The 23,158-nt window shown below is 70.8% G+C and carries 17 protein-coding genes; 6 read left to right on the forward strand and 11 right to left on the reverse strand.

Annotated features, from left to right (window positions below; translation table 11 throughout):
* Positions 1–14 precede the first annotated feature (14 nt).
* From BS73_RS05465 to BS73_RS05490, 6 genes are all read right to left on the reverse strand, one after another.
* Positions 15–2,468 carry a family 43 glycosylhydrolase gene (locus tag BS73_RS05465; RefSeq protein WP_037570138.1) on the reverse strand — a complete coding sequence of 818 codons (2,454 nt, stop codon included), beginning with the start codon at positions 2,466–2,468 and terminating at the stop codon, positions 15–17.
* Between the two features lie 62 nt (positions 2,469–2,530).
* Positions 2,531–3,997 carry a sulfatase-like hydrolase/transferase gene (locus tag BS73_RS05470; RefSeq protein WP_037570139.1) on the reverse strand — a complete coding sequence of 489 codons (1,467 nt, stop codon included), beginning with the start codon at positions 3,995–3,997 and terminating at the stop codon, positions 2,531–2,533.
* Complete coding sequence (locus tag BS73_RS05475; RefSeq protein WP_051939497.1) at positions 3,994–4,974, reverse strand: aliphatic sulfonate ABC transporter substrate-binding protein; 981 nt, start codon at positions 4,972–4,974, stop codon at positions 3,994–3,996. Before BS73_RS05475 ends, BS73_RS05470 begins: the two co-directional genes overlap by 4 nt.
* Positions 4,975–5,110: 136 nt before the next feature.
* Entirely contained in the window at positions 5,111–5,896 is a 786-nt protein-coding gene (locus BS73_RS05480) for an ABC transporter ATP-binding protein (protein WP_037570140.1), read from the reverse strand.
* Complete coding sequence (locus BS73_RS05485) at positions 5,893–6,705, reverse strand: ABC transporter permease (protein ID WP_037570142.1); 813 nt, start codon at positions 6,703–6,705, stop codon at positions 5,893–5,895. Before BS73_RS05485 ends, BS73_RS05480 begins: the two co-directional genes overlap by 4 nt.
* 34 nt (positions 6,706–6,739) lie before the next feature.
* The gene (locus tag BS73_RS05490; RefSeq protein WP_037570143.1) at positions 6,740–7,942 is read right to left on the reverse strand and encodes an ROK family transcriptional regulator; all 1,203 of its coding nucleotides are present in this window, start codon (positions 7,940–7,942) and stop codon (positions 6,740–6,742) included.
* A gap of 258 nt (positions 7,943–8,200) precedes the next feature.
* Here BS73_RS05490 and BS73_RS05495 point away from each other — a divergent pair, with 258 nt between their 5' ends.
* A complete protein-coding gene (locus BS73_RS05495; protein ID WP_037570144.1) occupies positions 8,201–9,544 on the forward strand; it encodes a family 43 glycosylhydrolase in 1,344 nt (447 codons plus the stop codon).
* A gap of 192 nt (positions 9,545–9,736) precedes the next feature.
* Positions 9,737–11,014, forward strand: a complete 1,278-nt coding sequence (locus BS73_RS05500; RefSeq protein WP_051939499.1) for a hypothetical protein — start codon at positions 9,737–9,739, stop codon at positions 11,012–11,014.
* Positions 11,015–11,201: 187 nt separating this feature from the next.
* Here the strand turns inward: BS73_RS05500 and BS73_RS05505 are convergent, their stop codons facing one another.
* Positions 11,202–13,124 carry a glycoside hydrolase family 2 protein gene (locus BS73_RS05505; protein ID WP_037570148.1) on the reverse strand — a complete coding sequence of 641 codons (1,923 nt, stop codon included), beginning with the start codon at positions 13,122–13,124 and terminating at the stop codon, positions 11,202–11,204.
* Positions 13,125–13,296: 172 nt separating this feature from the next.
* Between BS73_RS05505 and BS73_RS05510 the strand changes: the two genes are divergently transcribed.
* From BS73_RS05510 to BS73_RS05525, 4 genes are all read left to right on the forward strand, one after another.
* Positions 13,297–14,409 carry a LacI family DNA-binding transcriptional regulator gene (locus BS73_RS05510; RefSeq protein ID WP_235215315.1) on the forward strand — a complete coding sequence of 371 codons (1,113 nt, stop codon included), beginning with the start codon at positions 13,297–13,299 and terminating at the stop codon, positions 14,407–14,409.
* Between the two features lie 257 nt (positions 14,410–14,666).
* Positions 14,667–16,007 carry an extracellular solute-binding protein gene (locus tag BS73_RS05515; RefSeq protein ID WP_235215316.1) on the forward strand — a complete coding sequence of 447 codons (1,341 nt, stop codon included), beginning with the start codon at positions 14,667–14,669 and terminating at the stop codon, positions 16,005–16,007.
* 11 nt (positions 16,008–16,018) lie between these two features.
* A complete protein-coding gene (locus BS73_RS05520; RefSeq protein ID WP_037570150.1) occupies positions 16,019–16,963 on the forward strand; it encodes a carbohydrate ABC transporter permease in 945 nt (314 codons plus the stop codon).
* Positions 16,964–16,975: 12 nt separating this feature from the next.
* The gene (locus BS73_RS05525) at positions 16,976–17,866 is read left to right on the forward strand and encodes a carbohydrate ABC transporter permease (RefSeq protein ID WP_037570151.1); all 891 of its coding nucleotides are present in this window, start codon (positions 16,976–16,978) and stop codon (positions 17,864–17,866) included.
* A gap of 49 nt (positions 17,867–17,915) precedes the next feature.
* Here BS73_RS05525 and BS73_RS05530 read toward each other — a convergent pair whose 3' ends face one another.
* The 4 genes from BS73_RS05530 to BS73_RS05545 form a co-directional block, all read right to left on the reverse strand.
* On the reverse strand, positions 17,916–18,341 hold the full coding sequence (locus tag BS73_RS05530; RefSeq protein ID WP_037570152.1) for a GlcG/HbpS family heme-binding protein: 426 nt from the start codon (positions 18,339–18,341) through the stop codon (positions 17,916–17,918).
* An 82-nt stretch (positions 18,342–18,423) separates the two neighbouring features.
* Entirely contained in the window at positions 18,424–19,629 is a 1,206-nt protein-coding gene (locus tag BS73_RS05535; protein ID WP_037570153.1) for an MFS transporter, read from the reverse strand.
* Positions 19,630–19,760: 131 nt separating this feature from the next.
* Positions 19,761–20,246, reverse strand: coding sequence for a MarR family winged helix-turn-helix transcriptional regulator (locus BS73_RS05540; protein WP_037570154.1), 486 nt, complete (start codon positions 20,244–20,246; stop codon positions 19,761–19,763).
* Positions 20,247–20,460: 214 nt separating this feature from the next.
* Positions 20,461–23,127 (reverse strand): glycoside hydrolase family 2, encoded by a 2,667-nt coding sequence (locus BS73_RS05545; RefSeq protein WP_037570157.1) that lies wholly within the window; start codon positions 23,125–23,127, stop codon positions 20,461–20,463.
* Between the last annotated feature and the right edge of the window lie 31 nt (positions 23,128–23,158).

Here is a 23,158-nt window from a genome sequence, read left to right on the forward strand (position 1 = left end):
CGAACGGCCGCCGTTCAGTCGCGGTAGACGTGGACGTAGTCGAAGCGCGCGACCGCACCGGCCGTGTTCATGGAGACCAGGCCGATCCTGAGCGGTCCCGTGATCGGCAGGGTCCAGACACCGGTGTCGACCCAGTGGCTGCCGTCCGTGCTCGTCGCGGCGCTCACGTCGTTCTGGTCGCGGGCGGCGTCCGCGTGGTACGTCAGGCGCAGCCACATGGTGTCCGCGGTCGGACCGCCGAACATCCGGCCGTAGGCGACGGGTTGCGGCGGCGTGTAGGTCGGGCGCTCGCCCTCCTTCCCGAATTCGGTGACGTCCACCTGAGCGCCGTTGCCGTCGTTGAGCGGCAGGGCGGTGTGGGTGAGCTTGAAGTAGCGATCGTCGTTCTGGTAGAGCACCAGACCGGCCTGCTGGGCCGCCTTCGTCGGGGCGAAGTGGATCTCCGTCTCGACCGTGTAGTCACCCGGGGGCGCGGGCCGGGTCAGGACGGAGGCGTTGTCGGTGGTGAGGTTGAGGTCCCCGTTCTGCGTCGGCCAGGAGAGTGCGCCGTCCGCCATGGAGACGCCCGCCGCGGGGCCCCGCACCCAGCTCCACGGCGAGTCCGGCGTGGTCCCTGGCACCGTGCCGCCGGTGAAGTCGTCGCTGTAGGCGGGCAGCAGGTGTTCCGGTCGCCGGGTGGGCACCCGGGAGGTGACGGGGGTGAACAGCTTGACCGCGCCCACGTTGTCCGAGGCCGTCGTGCCGCCGCGGGAGGCGGTGCCCACCGCTCCGGGCCGCGCCGCCGCGGGAGGAAGCCGACGCGTCTGGTCGGTCACGGCGTCGTTCAGCCGGTCCGCGCTGACCTCGGTGGTCATCACGCCGCCGCGCACCTCGACGGACACGTTCTGCCAGGTGTCCCACGAGAAGTCCGCCGGAAGAGCGGAGGACTCCCGGTGGTGGACGCCGTTGACGACCGCGTCGGTCACCAGGGCGCCCGCCGGCCTGTCCAGCCACGCGGCGACGTAGTCGTCGGCGTCCCTGTAGTCGACGGTCAGTCCGGCGGCTCCGGAGGCCGAGGGTACTTCGAGATCGGCTTCGGCCCGCAGGTCCGCGGACGTGGAGGTGGACGTGGACGTAGACGCGTGGGCGGAGGAGACGAGGAAGGCCGGGGCGGCGTCCGTTCCGGTGTGGGTGACGTACCGCCCGGCGTCGGGTCCGGTCGTCAGTGACCATCCGCCGGGCTCCGTCCCGGTCGGCCGCCAGCCGGAGAGCGAGCCGTCGTTGAACGTGCTGCCCGCGTCCCACCCGGTGACCGGTGCGGTCTGCCTGCCCTGCGAGGGGCCGGCGCCGGCCCGGACCGTGGGCCAGCCGTCGATCCAGTCGAGCCGGTCGATGAGCATCGGCCGCCTGGTGAGCTCCAGTGTCCCGTTGTCGGCGGGCTTGAGGTCGGGGTCGTCGGAGGGGATGGCGTGGTAGACGAGCCAGTCCTGTCCCGAGAGGTCGGTCGCGACGGACATATGGCCGGGGCCGATCCATCCGTTGCCGTTGGCGGTGACCACGATGCCGCCCTTGCTGGTCAGGTCCATCAGGCCGACGCCCTGGGGGTCGGTGAACGGGCCCGTCGGGCTGGTGGAACGGCCGACCTTGACCTGATAGCCGCTGTAGGCGCCGTCGCAGCAGTTGGCGTCGGAGTAGAAGAGGTAGTAGTAGTCGCCCCGCCGGACGACGTAACCGCCTTCCATCCTGCGGCCCCGCGCCACCTGGGTGACGGCGCCCACGACGCGGGTGCGGTCGGCGTTCATCCGGGCGACGCAGATGGTGTCGTAACTCCCCCAGTACATATAGGGGGTGCCGCCCTTGTCGGTGAACTGGGCCTCATCGATGTTGCCGGTGGGACAGCCGCTCGGGCTGGGCAGCACCTGGCCGCCGTCGGTCCAGGGGCCGGTCGGCGTGGGACCGGTGGCCACCGCGACGGTGTTGAGGCCGGGCACCGCGTAGTACAGGACGTAGTGGCCGTCGACGTAGCGGATGTCCGGTGCCCACAGCCGGGAGCCCTTCTCCCAGGCGGGCTGCGTCTGGGGGGTGAACGCCTGGCCCGCGTAGGTCCAGTGCACCATGTCGGGCGAGCGCAGGATCGGCAGGATCCGCTCGCCGTCCTCGCCCTTGCTCTGGAACACCGGGTTCTGGGTTCCGTAGGCGTACCACATGCCGTCCTTGCCGCGGATCATGGACGGGTCCGGGAACGTGTCGACCACCCCGGCGGTCACCGGGTTGGTGAAGGTGCCCGCGGACGTGCCGGCCGCTGAGGTGCCGGCCGCTGAGGTGCCGGCCGTCGACGTGACGGCCGCGTCCGGCTCCGCTGCCGCCTGCGCGGTGGGCGACATGCCGGTCTGGGGCAGGACGGCGGCGGCGAGTGCGCATACCAGGGCCGTGATGCCGAGCAGGGGTGACCGCAGGCGTCTCAGCCTGCGGCCGGGTATCCGGTTCATCGGCGTCTCCTTGTGGGCCGGGAGATTGCGGATGGTGCTGCGGGTGGCGCGGACGGCGCGGTTCAGGCGGTGCCGCTCTGCTCGAAGGAGCTCAGGGTGACGTCGTAGTCGGAGGCGCCGATCTCGTACATCGAGGTCATCCAGTGGTAGAAGTTGTCGCCCCGCTCGCGCAGCAGGTCGTACAGCCGGCGCATGAGGCGGCCGCGCACCTGCCGCATCTCCGGATGCCGGTAGCGGTTGTGGAGTTCGTGCGGGTCCTCGACGAGGTCGTACAGCTCGTTGACCGACTCGGGGTTCACCACCAGCTTGTAGCGCTCGTCGCGCAGCATCCGCTGCGGGTAAGGGAAGTGGTGCCCGTGGAACTCGGCGACGAGTTCGTCGGGCCACTCCGGGCTCTCCCCCCGGACCAGCGGCACCAGGCTGCGGCTGTCGACGGCCGGCGCGGTGTCGCAGCCGGCCAGTTCCAGGATGGTCGCCGTGCAGTCGGTGAGGGAGACGAACTCCTCGCGCACCTGCGGAGGCGCGCCGGGGATCCGGACGATACCGGGGATGCGGTAGATGTCCTCGTACATCGCCGGGCCCTTGTCGTGCAGCCGGTGGGCGCCGGTGAACTCGCCGTGGTCGGCGGTGAAGAGGACCGAGGTGGAGTCGGTCAGCCCGAGTTCGTCCATCCGGTCCAGGATGCGGCCGATCTGCTCGTCGATCAGGGTGACATAGCCCCAGTAGACGGCGATGAGCTTGCGGGTGACCTCGATCGGCATGGTGTCGAAGGTCCAGTGGGCACTGTAGTTGCGCTGGACCGGGGGCTTGCCCTCGAAGGTCTCGGCGATGGACGGCGGCAGCTCGACCAGGTCGGGGTCGTACATGTCGAAGTACTCGTCGGGCAGCAGGTACGGCAGGTGCGGTCCGAAGAAGTGGGTGGCCAGGAAGAAGGGCCGGCCGTCCGCGGCGTACTTCTCCAGCTGCTCGATGGCCCGGGTGGCCAGGTAGTGCTCGAAGGTCGCCTCCACGGGCTGGTGGAGCCGCGCCGCCAGCAGGTTGCCCGGGTTCCCGTTGGGGGTCGTCCCGCGGATCAACTCGGAGATCTCGTACGGGGGCAGGCCTCGCTCCTCGAGGAAGGCGAGGTAGTCGGGGTGGTCGACGGGGTTGTGCCAGCCGGGCAGGTCGGGCCCGTCGAATCCGTACGAGGCCGCGTTGCGGTGGGTGCCGCCGTGCCACTTGCCGATGAGGCCGAGCTGGTAGTCGCGTTCCGCGAGGGCACCGGGGAAGGTGAAGGCGTCGTCCCGCAGGTCCTCCAGGTAGCCGACGTTCCGCTCGTAGTTGGCGAGCAGCCGGTGGCGGAAGGGGGCCTGTCCGGTGAGGAGGCTGGCCCGGGCGGGGGTGCAGATGGCCGTCGGGGTGTAGAAGCGGTCGAAGCGGGTGCCGGTCGCGGCGAGCCGGTCCAGGTTCGGCGTGGCGACGTGCGGATTCCCGTAGCAACCGAGGGTGTCGACCCGGTGCTGATCGGTCATCAGGAAGAGGAGGTTCACCGGGTGTAGGCCTTCGTGTAGAGGTCGCCTTCGTAGTACGTCGACGCGGCGGGCGCCTGCTTGAGCTGGCCGCTCTGCACGAAGAAGCCGGAGAGGCTGTCGAGCCACTTGCCGACCGTGCCGTCCTTCGTGGCGGCGACCAGCTGGGCGGTGGTCATCGTCTTCACGTTGGCGGCGTCCCGCGTGGTCTCGGCGGTGCTGACGTGCAGCATGGCGGCCGCGAGGCTGATCGACTGCGCGGGGTGGGCGGAGCGCCAGTCGTTGGCCTCCTGGAGGACCTTCTCCACCTTCGACACCAGCTTGGGGTCGGTCTTGTTGCCCGCGACGAAGGCGGTCGGGAAGGAGTCCTGGGGGAAGTCCGTGTCGCTGGCGATCTCGTGGAGACCCGGCCGGTTCTTCTTGATCGTGTCCAGCAGCGGATACCAGATGCCGGCGCCGTCGATCTTCCCCGCGTCGAACGCCGAGACGATGGTCGAGGCGTCCATGGGGATCACCTGGAGGTCCTTCTCGGTCATCCCGGCCTTCTTGAGCGCCAGGTCCAGGACCATCTCGCCGGAGGTGCCCTGCACGACGCCGACCTTCTTGCCCTTGAGCGCCTGTATCGAGTCGATGCCCGGCTGGCCGATGACGCGGTCGGCCGTGGTCAGCGTGTCGATGGCGATGACCTTCGACTTGCCGGAGGCGGGCAGCCACATCGCGCCGGGGCCGATGTAGCCGAAGTCGAGGTCGCCGGCGCCGAGCGCCTGGATCTGGATCGGGCCGTTGTTGAACACCTTGACGTCGGGCTTCAGCCCGGCCTTCTTCCACAGCCCCTCCTTGTCCGCTATCGCGAGGAGGCTGGAGCCGTTGTAGTCGCCGATGTATCCGAACCGCACAGTGCCGTCGTTGCCGGAACCGCCGGAGCAGGCCGTGAGGGACAGTGGGAGCAGCAGGGCGGCGGCGCACAGCAGAGCGGTGCGGCGAGCTCTTCTTCTCATGACGGGGACCTTTCTGGACCGCGCGACGGAGTCGCGGAGGACGGGTGGGTTCGCGGCGGCGTGCCAGGGGGCGGCGCGGCGGAGCGCCGCGCCGGTGGGGTGGTGCCTTCGGCATCCCCGTGCCGCCGGCGGCGGGTCAGGCGGTGGCGTTGGAGGGCGTCGGCGTCTGGTGGTAGACCGCGTGCCAGACGTCGTTGCGGATGGCGCTGAACTCGGGCGAGAGCCGGATCTCCTCCGTCCTCGGGTACGGCAGGTCCACGTCGATGACCGAGTGGATCCGGCCCGGGCGGGCGGCCATCACCACGACCCGCCGGGCGAGGTAGACCGCCTCGTCGACGTCGTGGGTGATGAACATGATCGTGCGGCGTTCCCGGTTCCAGGTGTCGAGCAGCTGGTCCTGAAGCTGCACCCGGGTCAGCGCGTCCAGGGCCCCGAACGGCTCGTCCATCAGCAGCACTTCCGGGTCCACCGCGTAGGCGCGGGCGATCGCGCAGCGCTGCTTCATGCCGCCGGAGAGCGTCTTGGGCAGCGCGTCCGCGAAGTCGGAGAGGCCGACCAGGTCGATGGCCCGCTCGGCGCGCCGCCGGCGTTCCTCGGCCGGCATCGACGACAGTCTCAGCCCGAACTCGACGTTGCGGCGCACGGTGAGCCAGGGGAAGAGGGCGTACTGCTGGAAGATGACGCCGCGCTCCGGGCCGGGTCCGCGTACCGGGACGCCGTCCACCAGCGTCTCGCCCGAGTCGGGGTGGACGAGTCCGGCGGCCATGTTCAGCAGCGTGCTCTTGCCGCAGCCGGAGGGGCCGACCACGGTGACGAACTCCCGGTCGTCGATGTCGAGCGACACCCGGTCCAGCGCGGTGAAGGTGGTGTCCTTCATCGGGTAGGTCTTCACGACCTCGCGGAACGAGATCTTGGCGGTCATCGGCGCTCCTGCCAACGGGTGAGCCGCCGCTCGGCCAGGAGCAGCAGCCGGTCCATGACCAGGCCGAGCACCCCGATGGTGATCAGCCCCACGAAGATGGTGGTGAGGTCGTAGTAGGTCTCGGCGTGCTGCATCTCGTATCCGAGGCCCTGCTGGGCGGCGATGAGCTCGGCGGCGACCAGGGTCGCCCACGCGGAGCCGAGCCCGATCCGCATGCCGACCAGGATGAACGGCGTCGAGGCGGGGATGACCACCTTCAGGAAGATGGTCCAGTCCGAGGCGCCGAGCACCCGGGCCGCGTTGATCAGTGTCCGGTCGACGTCCACCACGCCCTGGAAGGTCGCGACGACGCAGGAGAGGAACGCGGCCAGGAAGATGACGAAGATCTTCGGCGTCTCCCCGATGCCCATCAGCACGATCGCGAGCGGGATGATGGCCAGCGGCGGGATGGTGCGGAAGAACTGGATGTACGGCTCCAGCAGTCCTCGCGCGACGGAGTACCAGCCCATCAGGAAGCCGACCGGGACGGCGAGGGCCGTGCCCAGGACGAAGCCGATCAGCACGCGGCGGAGGCTGGCGAGGGCGTCGGCGGGCAGGGTTCCGTCGCCGATCATCTGGCCCGCGCGGGAGACGACGGAGACCGGTCCCGGCAGGCTCTGCACGCCGAGGGCGGCGAGGAGGGCCCAGATGCCCACCCCCACCACCACGGCCACCAGGTTGAGTACGAGCGGGTGGGTGACCCGGCGCCGCCCGGCACGTTTGGCGTCCGACTGAGCCGCCGTCTTCTCGGTAGTGGTCATCACGGCCATGAATGCCTCGATCCGGTCATGCCTCTCGTGCCTCTCATGCCTTCTCCTCGGGTTTGGACTCGGCCGGGTAGTGGGTCAGTAGGGGGGACTCGTGGAGCACCAGTGCGATACCGCCGAGGGCCGCGCCGGCCTCGCCGAGCTCCGCCGGACGCAGGCTCATCCGCCACCGGGACACCGGCAGGATGTTCGCGCTCAGCGCGCGTTCGACCGGCTCGGTCAACGCCCGTCCCAGTGCCGCGAGTTCGCCGCCGACGACGATCACCGCCGGTCCGATGGCATTGCACACCGCGGCGAGCACGGAGCCGACCCGGGCGCCGGCCTCGCTCACCACGGAGCTCGCCCGGGCGTCACCGGACGCGATCGCCTCGATCAGCGCCGGTACGTCGTCCGCCCGACCGCCCTGGGCGCGATAGGCGCCGAGGACGGCCCCGACGGAGGCCACCGTCTCCAGGCAGCCGGTGCCGCCGCAGCCGCACGGCGCGCCCTCCGGGTCCACGGTGATGTGGCCGAACTCGCCCGAGAGCCCCTCGGCGCCGCGGTGGAGTGCGCCGCCGACGACAAGGCCGCCGCCGACGCCATGGGAGAGCCGCAGATAGAGGACGTCCTGCTCACCCGTGGCCGCGCCCCAGGTCGACTCGGCGAGAGCGGCCAGCCGGGTGTTGTTGTCCACGAGCACGGGGACCTCGAAGCGCTCGCGGACGAGCGCGGCCAGCGTGTCCCCGTTGTGCCCGAGACCGGCCTCCTCGCCCGGCCGGCCCACCGGTCCGACCACGCCCACGCCGATGGCGCCCAGCGCGCCGAGGCGCAGCGCTCCGCCGGTGAGCCTGCCGACCAGGCGCTGGGCGACGTCGACCCGCTTGTCCTCGGACATCTCCGAGCCGTGGGTCTCGCTCGCCGTCCCGACGATCTCGTGCGCCACGTTGACCACCGCGACGTGGACCGCCCGTCGTGCGAAGTCGATGCCGATCGCCTGCCCTGCCTGCGGGTTGAGGGTGAGCCGCTCCACCGGGCGCCCCCGCCCGCGGTGGGCGGACTGGGGTACCGACGTGACCACGGCACCGCTCGCTACCAGGGCACTGATGATGTCGTAGAGAGTCGTACGGGAGAGCCCGCACAGGCCTCCCAGCTCGCCCCTGGTCATCGGCCCCTGCTTGCGCAGGAGGTCCAGGACGAGGCGCTCGTGATCTCTGCGCAGCCGCGACAGAGGACCCTCGTTCTGTTGCATGGCGAACAGCATGGGACCGCCGGTAATTTTCGTCAACGCTACGGAAAAATAAATTTCGCCGAGCCGCGGATCGCGGACACCGCCGCCTCGACGGGCACGCGGGCGCGCGTCGGGGCGTGGCCGAAACGCGGCGGACCACCGCGCCGGCCGCCGTTACCCGATCGTGACTCCGAAGGTCCGGATTAATTATCCGGATGGTTGACGAAAATAACCGCCCCTTCACATGCTGTCCAAGCACCGGCGCCAGGACGACGAAGGAGAGCGTGATCCATGACCAGCACCGAGAGCGGGTTCCCCCGGCGGTCCCTGTTGGCCGGCGTCGCCGGCCTGGGCGTGGCCGCGGCCCTGCCCGCGGCCGCCGCGCAGGCAGCGCCCGCACCGACGTCGAGCGCGTCGCCGAAGGCCTACCCGGCCAACTGGCCCGACCTCCAGCCGTACGGCCTCGCCGACACCCGGGTGGACCTGTGGCCGCGCAGGGACGACTCCTTCGTCCTCCCACTCGAACTGCGGCCTCGTGACAAGGCACTCGGCCGGGTATGGGTCCGGGACTTCTACGTCAACTGCTTCGTGGTCGACAACCGCCCGGTCTATGTCGCCACGGCCACCACTCGCGTGCCCGGGCTCACCGCTGCCGCGCCCTGGAACGACGGCATCTTCCTCTGGGTCTCCCCCTCTCTCAAGGGCCCCTGGAAGCTGGTCGACACGACCAAGATCCGGCCCGGCGCCGAGAAGGGCAAGGTGTGGTCGCCCGAGTTCGTGGACGAGAACAGGCCGGGACGCACCGTCGTCGCTCCGTGGCAGGAGTACTGGTACGACGACCAGTTCGGCAAGCGCGGTGAGGTCTGGGCCCCCGAGGTGCACTACTTCCAGGGCAGGTGGTACATCGTCGCGTGCATGGGCGACCACTCCACCAAGGTGGGGTCTTTCATGATCGTGAGCGAGGGCGGGCTCGAGGGGCCGTACCGGCTCATCGAGGGCAACGTCGACAAGCCCTTCGGCGACTCGCTCACCGGAGGGCCGGCGTTCATCAAGCCCGGCGCCTACTACCACATCGACGGCAGCTTCTTCTCCGAGGGCGACAGGGCCCGGCTCGTGCTGCACAACGACCTGTACGCCGAGTTCCGGGACGACATGGAGGACATCGTCCCGGCCACCGGCCTGCCGACGTTCCAGCAGACGCCCTACTCCCCCGAGCCCTACCGGGAAGGCGTCTACGTGTTCAAGTACGGCGGCAAGTACTTCCTCTCCCAGGCCACCTGGGACTGGAAGTCGACGAACCCCGACGGCACACCGCGCTACGCCTACGACACCCCCGGGGCGGGCCGCGTCCAGTACCAGTACGACTCGGTCCTCGCCGTCTCGGACACCTTCGAGGGCCCGTACTCCGCGCGGTACACCGCAGGCGTATCGGCCGGCCACAACAACTACTTCGAGGACCACCACGGCGGCCTGTGGGCGACGTTCTTCAACAACGGGAACGCCGGCTACTGGTCCGATCCGTCGCGCGTCGCCCAGGCGTCCGTGGCCGGCGTCGCGCGGGTGGAGTGGACCGGCCCGGCGGGGAACCGCCTGTATTTCCAGCGCCGGAGCCCCGGGCAGTCGAAGACCGGCTGACAGCGCGGTGCGCGGCGGCCGGACACCTCCGCCCCCGGAGGACCGACCGCCGCCACCCCCAGCGCCCCAGAACACGGCCCGCTCAGCCAGACGGGCTTCGAGAACCGACGCAACGTGCCCCGAGACACCGCAGCCCCGCACGGGTGAGGGCTGTCTTCGCTGATGAGACCCGACGGAAGGGCAGGCACACCCATGCAGGAGAAAGGTCCGGAACTCGGCGGCGGGCCGCAGCGCGGGACGACGACCCGGCGCCGGTTGCTCAGCCTGTCCGCGGGCGCCGCACTCGCGGCGGCCGGGCTGGTGACCCGCGGCGCCGACCCGGCGTACGCCGGCAGCGCCGGGGCCCATCCCCGCGGCGCCTCGGAGTCCGCGCCGTCCGGCACGGTCCTGAACCAGGTGACCGCGCCCCCCGCCGCCAACGTCCTCGCCGCCAACGTCAACGAATCCCTGGACATGATCGACTACGCCGAACTGGGGGCGGTCTCCGCCACCTGGATCCGCGGCTTCTACCTGATGTCCGACGCCGACCAGAGCGACCCGGCGACCCAGACCGGGATGGCCAAGCTCCTGCAGGCCTCCGCCGACGGCTACGGCACCGTGCTCTCCACGAAGTTCCAGTACCAGAACACGACGATCCCCGTGCCCGGCACCGCGGCCATGGACACCGCCCTGACCCGGCTCGACAAGGTCCTGGCCGCGGTGCTCGACAAGGTCGACCTCCTCACCATCGGCAACGAACCGTTCTACGAGACGAGCCCGCAGGACCGCACCACCTCCGCCATCAACGACTTCTACGAGGCACTGGCCAAACACGCCATCCAGTACCGGACGGCGAACTTCGGGACGACCTGCAAGACAGCCTTCTACATGGGGGCACTCAACGGCCTGGAAGACCCCGCGAACCAGAACACCCAAACCGAGCGCTGGATGACCTTCGTCGCCGGCAATGCCGGCATCGCCGGTGTGGACATCCACCCCCACGTGGCGGGCATCGACGCGGCACAGAAGTACACCGACTTCATCCTGCCGTACCTCCGCCCGGACCAGACGTTCCTCGCCACCGAGTTCTCCCTGATCAAGCTCTGGGAGGAGCATATGAGCGACCCGGTGGACCCCTCCTACGCGAGCGCCTACGGCGTCCCGGCCGGCACCCTGGTGTGGCAGGTCATCCACGACGCCGCCAACAACCCCTTCACCGAGCAGAAGTGGAACGACTTCCTGCTCTCCAACACGTGGTTCGCCAACCACTCCACCTTCATCACCAACGAGATGGCCGACCTGCGCAACACCGGCAAGCTCGCGGTGGCGGGCTACGGCATCACCGAAGGCGCGCCGATCCCCGACTTCGGCGCGAGCAGCCCGCCCTGGGTGCTCAACAGCATCTTCTGCCCCTACGTGTGCCAGATCGGAACGGGAGGCCTGCCCGGCCGCGACCGCACCTGGGCCGCCTCGTTCCGGGCCGCACAGTAGAGCGGCAGGACGCCTCCAGCCACGCCGCGCGGCCGGGTCGGTCCAGCCGGCGGCGCTGGGAGCGGCATCCCGGGATCGCGACCTGATCCGGCTGCGTCGGGGGGACGGGGCAGCCGGATCAGCTTCTGCACGCCCTGTCCGCCCCGCCGCAGTCGACCCGCCGCAGTCGCCCCGCCGCAGTCGACCCTTACTGCCGAGGGCGGGTGCCGGTGACGATCTCGTGGATGGTGTCCATCGGGAGCTTCGGCGTCCCGTCGTCGAAGAGGAGTCCGTTGGTCTCCTGGGCGGTGTCCATGAACTGGGTGTAGCAGAACCCGGCGACCAGCGGGCTGTCCCGGAGCGCGGCGAACAGACCGCGCAGCAGCTCGCGGTACTGCTCGTCCGAGCCGGTGCGGGTGTAGGAGAAGGCGTCGTCCTCCGCGCGGAGCGAGAGTCCGCCGAACTCGGTGACCATGAGCGGTGCTTCGCCGGCCGCGTACCGTTCGGTCTGCGCGCGGGTGACCGAGAGCCGCCGGCCCTGCGGTCCGGGACCGGCCAGCAGGCGGTCGAACGCGGCCGGGTCCCCGTACCGGGCGGCGAGTACGGCCGGGTCGCCGCTGTAGTCGTGGACGCCGAGGATGTCGCTGTCCGCGTGCTCCCAGCCCTCGTTCGAGACCACCGGGCGGCTGGGGTCGACGGCCCGGGTCAGGTTGGCCAGGGCCACGGTGTAGTCGCGCTGCGCCGGGTCGGCGGGGATGTCCGAGGCTCCCCAGCTCTCGTTGACGGGGACCCAGGTGACGAGGGAGGGGTGGCCGCGGTCGCGGCGCACCAGGTCCAGCCATTCGCGGGTGAGGAGCTCCACCGCGTGCGCGCCGAACTCGTAGGCCGCGCCGGTCTCCCCCCACACCAGCAGGCCGAGGCGGTCGGCCCAGTAGAGGAAGCGCGGATCCTCCGCCTTCTGGTGGATACGGACCGCGTTGAAGCCCATCTCCTTGATCAGCTCGACCTCGCGGCGCAGTTCGTCGGTGCCGCGGTTGGCCAGCAGGGTCGCGGGGCGGTAGCCCTGGTTGAGGACCGAACGCACGAAGTAGGGGCGGTCGTTGAGGAGGAAGGCGCCCTTGCCGACGCCGGCGCTGCGCAGGCCGACGTAGCTGTCCACCGCGTCCAGGGTGCCGTCGCCGCCGTCGCCACCGTCGCCGCCGGTACCGTTCGCATCACGCAGGACGACCCTGGCGTCCAGCAGGGTCGGGGTCTCCGGGCGCCACAGCAGTTCCTCGCGGTCGATGCCGTTGGCGAGGGCCGGAATCAGCACCTCGATCCGGGCGCGCGGAGTGGCGGTGACCGCGCCGGCGCGGGCGAGGAGCCGTTCGCCGTGCCGCAGGGAGATCTCGATCTCCACCGGCTCCTCAGGGACCCGGGCGAGGGTGATCTCGGCCAGCACCCCGCGCTTCGGGTCGGGCGTCCACTGCAGTTCGGCGATGCGCTGGGCGGGCACGGTCTCGACCCAGACGGTCTGCCAGATTCCGGTGGTGCGCTCGTACCAGACGGCGTGCGGGCGCTCCTGCCAGTCCTGCTTGCCGCGCGGCTGGGCCAGGTCGGCGGGGTCGTCCTCGGCGCGCACCACGAGCAAGTGCTCCTCGGCGCCGGGCGCCAGGACGTCGGTGACGTCCGCGCTGAACGGGCTCTGGCCGCCGACGTGTTCGGCCACCAGTCGCCCGTCGAGCCAGACCCGCGCGCGGTGGTCGACGGCGCCGAAGTGGATCAGCGTCCGCTCCCCCGAGCCGCCGGTCTCGCCCGGCAATGCGGCCAGCACGGAGTGCGGCACCCGGCGGCGGTACCAGACGACGCGGTGCGGCGCGGTCTCGCCGATGCCGGAGGCCGGGGCCTCGGGCGGGAAGGGCACGGTGATCTCGCGGTCGAAGGGCTTGCCCGCGACACCGGGTCCGCCGGGTTCGCCGAGTCCGCCGGGTTCGCTGGATTCCCCCGACTCGCCGGGGAGCGCGTACCAGGCTTCGCGCTCCCCGACGTCGGCGTCGTCGTAGCCGAACTCCCACACGCCGTCCAGGCTGGTCCAGTCCTCCCGGCGCAGCATCGGGCGCGGATAGCCGCCGTCCTGCTGGCTCGCGTTCATGTGTGCCTCCTCCTGCCGAACCGGCAGACGCCTTCGGGGATACGGATCAAGGGGGATCGGCAGGCGTGCTCGTATAGGATGAGACGCCGCTGGTGATGAGCAGTGGGTTCATCATGAGCGATCGTTTGCAACGATGCAAGAGCCGCTTCGTCGGGCAGGAGGTGGGGCGCTGGTGGCCAAGGTGCGAATGCGGGACGTGGCGGAGCACGCCGGCGTCTCGGTGCGGACGGTGTCCAACGTGGTCAGCGGCTATGCGCACGTCAGCGCCGCCACCCGGGCCAAGGTGCAGCGCTCGCTGGACGAACTCGGCTACCAGATGGACTACCTGGCCCGCGGTCTTCGCTCCGGCCGCACCGGGTTCATCGCCCTGGCCGTGCCCTTCCTGGCCGAACCGTACTTCGCCGAGCTGGCCCAGGCGGTCGTCCGGGCCGCGGCCCGCCGGGGTCTGACCGTGCTGGTGGAGTCCACCGACGGCGACGCCGAGGTGGAGCGCAGGATCATCGCCGGCGGGTTGACCAACGTGGCCGACGGGGTGCTGCTCAGCGCGCTGACCGTGCCCGAGGACGCGGCTTCCGGCTCCTCCTCCGCCCCCGACTTCCCGCTGGTCCTCCTCGGCGAGCACGGCGTCGGCGACCGGTTCCCCCGGGTCGGCATCGACAACGTCGCCGCCGCCCGCACGGTGGTGGACCACCTGCTGGAGCAGGGCTGCCGCCGGATCGTGGCGCTGGGCAGCAACGGCAGCGAGAACGGGCGGCAGCGCACCGAGGGCTACCGGGAGGCCATGGCGGCCGCCCGGATCCGCCCGGCGAACCAGCTGATCGTCCCCGTCCAGGACTGGACCCGCCGGCAGGGCCACGAGACGGTCCGCAAGCTGCTGGACGGAGAGGGCGGACCGCTGCCGGACGGCGTCTTCGCCTACAACGACGCGCTGGCCATCGGCGCCCTGCGGGCCCTGGACGCGGTCGGGGTGCGGGTCCCGGAGGAGATCGCGGTGGCCTCGATCGACGACGTGCAGGAGGCGGCCTACGCCCACCCGCCGCTCACCTCGGTCGCCCCTGACCTGGACGTCATCGCGGAGCGGGCGCTCACCCTGCTGGAGGAGCAGGCCGGACGCCATGGTGCGCCCGGCGGCGGGACCGGCGGGGCGGGCAACGCCGGCCAGGCGGCCCAGGCGGCCCAGGCGGCCGAGACGACCGAGGCCGAGCGGATCGGCAGCGCGCAGACGCCGGCGCCGTTCCGGCTGGTCGTCCGCGAATCCTCGCGGCACGCACGCCGGCAGGACTGAACGGAACGCCCGGGGCGCGCGGCCGAGCCTCCCCTGCTCCCACGCGGCCACCGACACCGCGACACCCTGCCGCCCCCACCCCGCCACCGCGCGAACCCTCGCTTCCGCCCCCTCCCCCGCAGCCCTGCGCCCAGCCGCCGCCCTCCCCCTCGATATCAGCTGTTACACGGTTCCTTCTCGGCTATTGCATCGATGCAAACTGTGTGCCAATGTTCCCGCCATCCGGTTCACATCGCAGTAACGAGGTGGATGCCCCCATGAGCGGAACCATGGCGCGGCGGCGGTTCCTGGGCCTAGGCGGCGGCCTCGCGCTGACCGCCGGGCTGGCGGCGTGCTCGACACCGCTGGCCTCCGGCCTGGTCGGCGCCCAGCCGAACACCGCGGATGTCATCTTCTGGAACCTGTTCACCGGCGGCGACGGCGCCAACATGGTGCTGATGGAGCAGGACTTCCGCAGGACCCACCCGGGTGTCACCGTCGAGGCCACCATCCTCGGCTGGGGCAACCCGTACTACACCAAGCTCGCACTGGCGACGGCCAGCGGCACACCGCCCGACGTGGGCATCACCCACCTCTCCCGGCTGCCCCTCCTCGCCGCCTCCGGTCTCCTCACCCCCATCGACCGGACCGGCCTGCCCGAACTCGGCGTCACCGCGGACCACTTCACCCCGGCCGCCTGGCAGAAGGCCACCCTCGACGGCACCGTCTACGCCGCCCCGCTGGACACCCACCCCTTCGTCCTCTTCTACAACGCCGATCTGGCCCGCAAGGCCGGCCTGCTCAACGCCGCCGGCGACGGGCTGAAGCCGATGAAGGGCGCCGCGCAGTTCCTGGACGCGGTCAAGGCGATGAAGGAGGCCAGCGGCCAGTACGGCGCGGTCATGTCGATCACCGCGGACCCCTCCACCGCCTGGCGGTACTTCAGCATGGTCTACTCCGGCCTGGCCGGACCGATCGTCACCGACTCGGGCACACGGATCTCCATCGACGACGCGGCCATGGAGGAGTCCTTCGCCTTCGTCCAGAGCCTGACCAAGGCCGGCCTGATGCCCAAGGAGCTCAACGGCTCCGGCGCCAACGCCCTGTTCAGCACGGGGAAGGCGGGCTTCCTCTTCGACGGAGAATGGCAGATCCCCTCCTACCGGCTGGTGAAGGGCCTGAACTTCAACGTCGTCCCCTTCCCCGCGCTCCTCGGCCCCCGGCCGGTGGCCTACGCCGACTCCCACGCCCTGGTGATCCCGCACGACCCCCAGCGCTCGGCGGCCCGCACCGCCAACGCCGCCCGGTTCATCAAGAGCCTCCTCGACGACAGCGCCGTGTGGGCGCACGGCGGGCACGTCCCGGCCTGGCTGCCGACCCAGCGCAGCAAGGCGTTCCTGAGCCAGTCGCCGCAACGCAACTACGTGCAGGCCGCCTTCAACGCCCAGTACGACCCGTCCGCGTGGTACACCGGCGCGGGCTCGGACTTCCAGAACACCGTGGGAGCCACCATCATCGAGGCCCTCGGCGGCGGGATCAGTCCCCGGCACGCCACCGCCGCGATCCGCGCGGACCTCAAGCGCTACACCACCGCCCGACCGCCGGTCACGATGAAGTAGGAGGCTGACCCATGACGACCGTCGCCGTACCGCGATCGGCCCCCGAACCCCTCGTGCGCAGTGGACCGGCCCGGACGCCGAGATCCGAACGGCGGGCCGGGGTGCTGCTCAGCGCACCCTTCATGATCGTCTACCTGCTCTTCCTGGTCGGCCCGCTGCTGGTCGGCATCGTGCTGAGCTTCTTCAACACCACCACGGTCAAGAACGGCCTGGGCTCCTTCGTCGGCTGGTCCAACTACGCCAAGGTGTGCCAGGATCCGCTGTTCTGGCAGGCCATGTGGCACTCGGTGCTCTTCACCCTGTTCACCACCCCGCCGCTGGTCGTCCTGGCGCTGGCCGCGGCGGTGCTGGCCGGACGGATGCGGCGCGGCCGGGTCTTCTACCGGATCGCGTTCTTCGCGCCGTACGTCGTCCCCTCGTCCGTGGTCGCGCTGATCTTCCTGTGGATGTACACCCCGCAGATCGGCCTCTTCCCCAAGGTCTTCTCGGCGCTGGGACTGCCGGTGCCCGACTTCCTCGGCAGCACCCCCGGCGGCTGGACCGCCGTGGTGCTGATGACCCTCTGGTGGACCTTCGGCTTCAACTTCGTGCTGTACACCGCGGCCCTCCAGGACATCCCCGGCGACCTCTACGAGGCTGCCGCCCTGGACGGGGCGGGGCCCTGGCAGCAGATCCGGATGATCACCGTGCCGATGCTGGCGCCGACCACCAGCCTGGTGCTGATCCTGCAGATCCTGGCCTCGCTCAAGGTCTTCGACCAGATCTACCTGCTGCTCGGCGGCGGTCCCAACCAGTCCACCCGGCCGGTCATCGAGTACATCTACGACACCGGCTTCACCTCCTACCGCGGCGGCTACGGCGCCGCGGCGACCCTCGTCTACTTCCTCATCATCGTCGCCGTCAGCGCAGCCTGGTACGGGCTGCGCAAGTGGCGCACGACCAGCAGTGCGGCCTGAGCGGAGGACAGCGTGACCACCACCTACACCACCGCGCCGGGCGTCGGGGCCCAGCAGGTCCAGGCCCCGCGCAGAGGCGGCGTCGACGGAGCGAAGCTCTTCAACCGCCTGTGCGCGGTCTGCCTGACGCTGTTCGCCCTGATCTGGCTGGTGCCGTTCTTCTGGGCGCTCGCCACCTCGCTGCGCTCGGACGGCTCGATCACCCAGAACCCCACCTCCCCCTTCGCCGGCGGCTGGTCCTTCCACGCGTACTCGTTCGCGGTGGGCAACTACCCGATCGGCTGGTGGTATCTGAACAGCCTGATCATCGCGACCCTCGCGGTGGTCCTCACCGTCGGCTTCTGCTCGATGGCCGGCTTCGCGCTGGTCTTCCTCCGCTTCCGCGGCCGCTCGGTGATCCTGGCGCTGGTCACGGCCGGGCTGATGCTGCCGACCGAGGCGCTGGTGCTGCCGCAGTTCGTCGAGTTCCGCGCGCTCCACCTGCTCGGCACCTACTGGGCGCTGGTGCTGCCCACGGTCGCGGCACCGGTGTCGGTCTTCGTCTTCCACGCCTTCTTCCGGTCCATCCCGACCCCGCTGATCGAGGCGGCCCGGATCGACGGGGCGAGCTGGTGGAAGGTCTACGCCTCGGTCTGCATGCCGATCAGCCGGCCCGCCGCGGCGACGGTGGCCATCCTGACCTTCATCAGCTCCTGGAACGCCTTCCTGTGGCCGCTGCTGGCGCTCAACCAGACCAAGTCGCAGACCATCCCGGTCGGCCTGGCCTCCCTGGTGAACAACAGCAACATCCAGTACGCCGAGGTGATGGCCTCCTCTGTGCTCGGGTTCCTGCCGCTGATCGCCGTCTTCCTGATCTTCCAGCGCCAGATCACCCAGGGGGTGGCCACCACCGGCATCCGCTGAGCGGCGGGCCTCCGGCCGCCGCCGCCCCGCCACCGGCATACGGCTCGCGTCAGGAGCCGCCGAGCTCCTCGACGGCCGCGCGCGCGAAACCGTCGTCCTGAGCGGGCGTCCCGCCGCCTACGCCGACCGCGCCGATCAGGCGGCCGTCGCGATGGAGCGGGCGTCCGCCGGCGATGAACAGCAGCGGGCGGTCGAGCGCGGTGGGCAGGGAGTGGAACGGTCCGTCCGGCTTGACCAGGTCGACCAGGTCGGCCGTCGGCGCGTCCAGCTGCAGGGCGGTGTAGGCCTTGCGGGTGCTGGTCTCCCCGGAGATCAGGACGGCGCGGTCGTCGCGGCGGAAGGCGAGGAGGTTCCCGCCGGCGTCCAGGACGGTGACGCTCACCGGGACCCCGGCCGTCTCGGCGGCCCGGCGGGCGGCTTCGATCAGTGCTTCGGCGTCGGCGGTGGCGAGGGGGGTGGTCGCGGTGGTGCTCATGGCGGCGCTTCTCCTGTGTGGCTGGCAGAGGCAGGTGCAGGGGTAGAGGTAGGAGTGTGCAGGGGCAGGGGCCTCCTGCGGATCAGTGGTGGGCGGGGACGCGGACCTCGCCCTCGGAGACGTCCGGCACCGCCGCGCTTCCGGCGGCGCGCCGCTCGAGCGCGGCGGACCAGAGGGCCAGGACGAGAGCGGCCGCGGCGAGGACCGCGCCCACCCAGTTCGGCGAGGTGTAGCCGAACCCCGCGGCGATCACCATGCCGCCGAGCCACGCGGACAGCGCGTTCCCGAGGTTGAAGGCACCGATGTTGACCGCCGAGGCCAGCGTCGGCGCACCGTGCGCCTGGTCGAGCACCCGCTTCTGCAGCGGCGGCACGGTGGCGAACCCCAGTGCCCCGATGAGCGGGACGGTGGCCGCGGCGAGGATCTTGTCGTGAGCGGTCAGGCTGAACAGGACCAGAACGACCGCCAGTCCGCCGAGGGCGGTGAACAGCATCGGCATCAGCCTGCGGTCGGCGAACCGCCCGCCGACCAGGTTGCCCAGGAACATCCCGACCCCGAACAGCACCAGCAGCCAGGTGACGGCCCCGTCCGAGTAGCCCGCGACATGCGTCATCATCGGCGCGATATAGGTGATCGCGGCGAACACCCCGCCGAAGCCGAGGACCGTCATCGCCATCGCCAGCACCACCTGCGGATTGCGGAAGGCGCTGAGCTCCCGCCGCAGATGAGCCCCCTCGGGCCGGGGCATCGGCGGGACCAGTCTGGCGATGCCCAGCAACCCGAGGACGCCGAGTCCGGCGACGATGAAGAAGGTCGTGCGCCAGCCGGCGGCCTGCCCGACGAAGGTACCCAGCGGCACACCGACGATGTTGGCGACGGTCAGTCCGGTGAACATCAGGGCGATGGCCCCGGCCTTCTTCTGCGGTGCGACCAGCCCGGCGGCGACCACGGACCCGATCCCGAAGAACGCGCCGTGGGCGAGGGAGGCGATCACCCGGCCGGCCAGCATCAGGCCGAAGTTCGGGGCGAGAGCGGAGACCACGTTGCCGAGGATGAACAGACCCATCAGCAGCATCAGCATCCGCTTGCGGCCGACCCTGGTGCCGAGCACGGTCATCAGCGGCGCCCCGACGACCACACCGAGCGCGTAGCCGCTGACCAGCAGTCCGGCGGTGGGGATGGAGACGCCGAAGTCACCGGCGATCTGCGGCAGCAGCCCCATGATCACGAATTCGGTGGTCCCGATCCCGAAGGCTCCGATGGCCAGAGCCAGGAGTGCGAGAGGCATGGGCTCGACCCTTCTTTCCTTGCTTGAGCGTGTTCGAGCTTGCTCTCACAATAGTTGCAGACGCGCTATACATGCAAGCGCGCACTAAACCTGCCCGCACAGGTTGGGTCGGGGCGCGCCCCTCCGGGCCATCACCGCCGCGCCGGGGCGGCCTCCACCGCTTCAACCGCCTCCACCGCTTCAACCGCCCTGACCAGCGGGGCCAGCGCGGGATTCCGGGCGGCCTCGTCGAGGGCCTCGTGGAGCGCGGCCTCATTGGTCGGCCGGGCCTCGGCGAGGAGCCGGCGCCCGGCCTCGGTGACGTCGGCGTAGATCCCGCGGCGATCCGTCGGGCACAGGTAGCGGGAGAGGAGACCGCGGTCTTCGAGGCGGGTGACCAGGCGGGTGGTCGCGCTCTGGCTGAGCACGACCGCGTCGGCCGCCTGCTTCATCTGCAGATGGCCGCCCTCCCCGTCGTGCTGCCGGCCGAGCACGTCAAGCAGCGCGTACTCGCGGACGCTGAGCCCGTGGCGGGACTGCAGGGCGCGCTCGACATGGGTCTCGATCCTGTCGTGCAGCAGAGAGAGGGCGCTCCAGCCGTTGGCGAAGGCGGTCAGCGCAGGATCCGTGGCGGTCATGGCCCCGGCCTCCTTTCTGGATGTCTGCCCTTCAGGTTAGTCCACTGGGTAAACTATCGGCGTATGCATATATAACGCCCCCGCAAGCACTGGGATGAGAGCGCGACCGTAGCCGGCGTCGGCGTCCGCCTCGCCGGACATCGGAAACGGCTCGCGCCCACCGCCCGGTGTGCCGGGGCGGTGGGCGCGAGCCGTGGGCGCGGGTGAGTCCGCGTCAGCTTCCGCCGGCCGCGGCTCCCGCCGCGATCACCTTGCGGTTGATGTCCCGCACGGGGCCGGGTTCGACCTTCATCACCGCCCTGTCGTACGTCAGCAGGCCGTTGAGCTCGCCCTCGACGTCGCTGAGCTGGGTGAAGACCGAGCCGGAGAGGGTGGTGGCGGCGTTCGGCAGCAGAAGGCTCGTGTTGTCCACGTAGGCCTGCGTCATCTCGGCGATGCTGCCGGGCCCGTCACCGTAGTCCTGGCCGCCCGCCGTGCCGGCGATGTGGCCGGGGACGGTCAGCGAGTAGCCGCCGTGCTCGCCGTCGACGGCGGCGCGGGTGGCGTCCGGCTGCGGGTTCGCCGGCCCGTGGTAGACATGCCAGTCGATCACATCGCCCCGGCCCGAATCGCCGTGCGACGCACAGCAGTTGACACCGGAGTGGGCGTCGACCAGGCGCGACGGGTCCTGCGCCTTGACGGAGTCGGCGAGTGCGCCGGTGGCCTCCTTGCTCTGCTCGCCCCAGCCCTCGTTCATCATGTTCCACATGACGATGGAGGGGCTGCTGAGGTGCTGGTCCACGATCTCGTGGACCTCCTTGTCGAACTCCGCGTCGTCGGCGGCGCTCGCCGGGGCGGCGTTGCGACTGGGCATGTCCTGCCAGACCATCAGCCCGAGCCTGTCCGCCCAGTAGTACCAGCGGGCCGGCTCGACCTTGATGTGCTTGCGGACGGTGTTGAAGCCGAGCTCCTTGTCCGCCTGCAGGTCGGACTTCAGGGCCGCGTCGGTGGGCGCGGTGTAGATGCCGTCCGGCCAGAAGCCCTGGTCGAGGTTGGCCAGCAGGAAGGTCGGCTTGCCGTTGAGCTCGATCTTCTCGACGCCGCCGACCTTGGCGAGCGAGATCGACCGCATGCCGAAGTAGGAGCCGACGCTGTCGTGCGAGGCGCCGTCGTTCAGGGTGACCTTCAGGTCGTAGAGGAAGGGGTGGTCCGGGCTCCACAGCTCGGGGTGCGGGACCGCCAGCCGGAGCGCGGTGCCGGCGGCGCCGGTCACCGAGCCGATCGGCCGCCCGTCCCGGTACGCCGTGGCGGTCACCCGCGCGGAGGCCCTCGTGCCGGCGCTGGGGCGCGCCGTAACGGCGACCGAGTCGTCCTTGAGGTTCGGGGTGAGCACCAGGGAGTCGATGCTCTCCTCGGGGACCGGCTCCATCCACACCGTCTGCCAGATGCCCGAGGTGGAGGTGTACCAGATGCCGCTCGGGTCCGAGGACTGCTTCCCGGTCGCCTGCGAGGGGCCGGTGGTGTCCTTGACCTTCAGCAGCACGGTCTGGGTGCCGCGGCCCTTGACGGCCTCGGTGATGTCGGCGGTGAACGCCTGGTAGCCGCCCAGGTGGTGGGCCACCGGCCGGCCGTTGACATAGACCCAGGCCTCGTAGTCCACCGCGCCGAAGTTGAGGTGAAGGCGGTTGCCCGAGCCGATCCGCCAGCTCCGCGGGACCTGGAAGGTGCGCTGGTAGAGCGACCAGTCGTGGTGCTCGGCGACGCCGGAGAGGGGCGCCTCCATCGGGTAGGGGACGAGGATCCTGCCGTCCAGCCTGCTCTTGGGGAGCGCGGCGTCCTGCGTGGTGGCCTGGAACTGCCAGGTGCCGTTCAGGTTGGCCCACTGCCTGCGGGTCTGCTGCGGACGCGGGTAGTCCGGCAGGGCGTTGGACGGGGAGACGTCCTTGGCCCACTTGGTGGCGAAATACCAGGTGGATTCGTTCTGGGCGATGCTGGAGAAGACGTCGAGCGGGCCGGCGGAGGTGGCCAGGCCGTCCAGGCCGTCATAGCCGATCCGCACCTTCGCCTTCATGGCGGCCGGGATGTCCGAGGCCGCGGCGGTGAGGACCAGCTTGGAACGGTCTGCCGGGTCCAGTGCCGCGGTCGGCGACCAGCGGTGGTCACCGGCGATCACCGAGACGTGCTTGGTGAGGTCGGCGGGGAGGGAGTCCACCGGGCCGGGGAGGTCCACAACGGCCTTGCGGCCGGTGGTGTCCACGGTGCTCGGCAGCATGAGGGGCGCGTACCCGTCGGGAAGGTGGAGGGCGGAGTCCGGCACGGGCTGCCGGGCGATGCCGGGGCCCGACCACTCCGTCTGGATCGAGGCGCCCCCGCTCTCCTGGTTGTAGTCGAAGGCCAGCCGGTGCGGACCGGCGGTCAGGGTCACCGGCTGGGACTGGGTCTGCACGTCCCAGTCGGTGGTCCAGTGGTCGATGACGGAGGCCCCGTCCAGCGACATCCGGAAGCCGTTGTCGCCCTTGATGTAGAACGTGTACGCGCCGTCGGCCGGGACGTCCAGGAGGCCGGTCCAGTGGACGGCCACGTTGGTGGTGGTGCCGGCGCACTCGCGGAGTGCCGGGACGAGGTCTGCCACGTTCAGTGAGGGCTGCACCGTGGTTCCGCCGTAGGTGGCGAAGTCCATCGCGGTCCCGTTGGAGCTGAGGTAGCAGTCACTGCGCAGGCCTTGGGCGGTGGTCGCGGCGCTGGTCGCGGCGGTGGAGGCGGCGCGGGCCGCGACGGCCGCCGGTGCGGCAGCCTCCGCCTGGGCGATCGCGGCCGGCGCCAGGAGAGCGCCCCCGAGGAGGATCGGAACCGCGGTCGCCAGTCCTCGGAGGAGGGTTCTGCGATGCCTTCGGGTACTCACCAGGGGTTCACCTTTCGTCGGAGCCCGTCGG

It is taken from the genome of Phaeacidiphilus oryzae TH49, from assembly GCF_000744815.1.
GTDB classification, from domain to species: Bacteria; Actinomycetota; Actinomycetes; order Streptomycetales; family Streptomycetaceae; genus Phaeacidiphilus; species Phaeacidiphilus oryzae.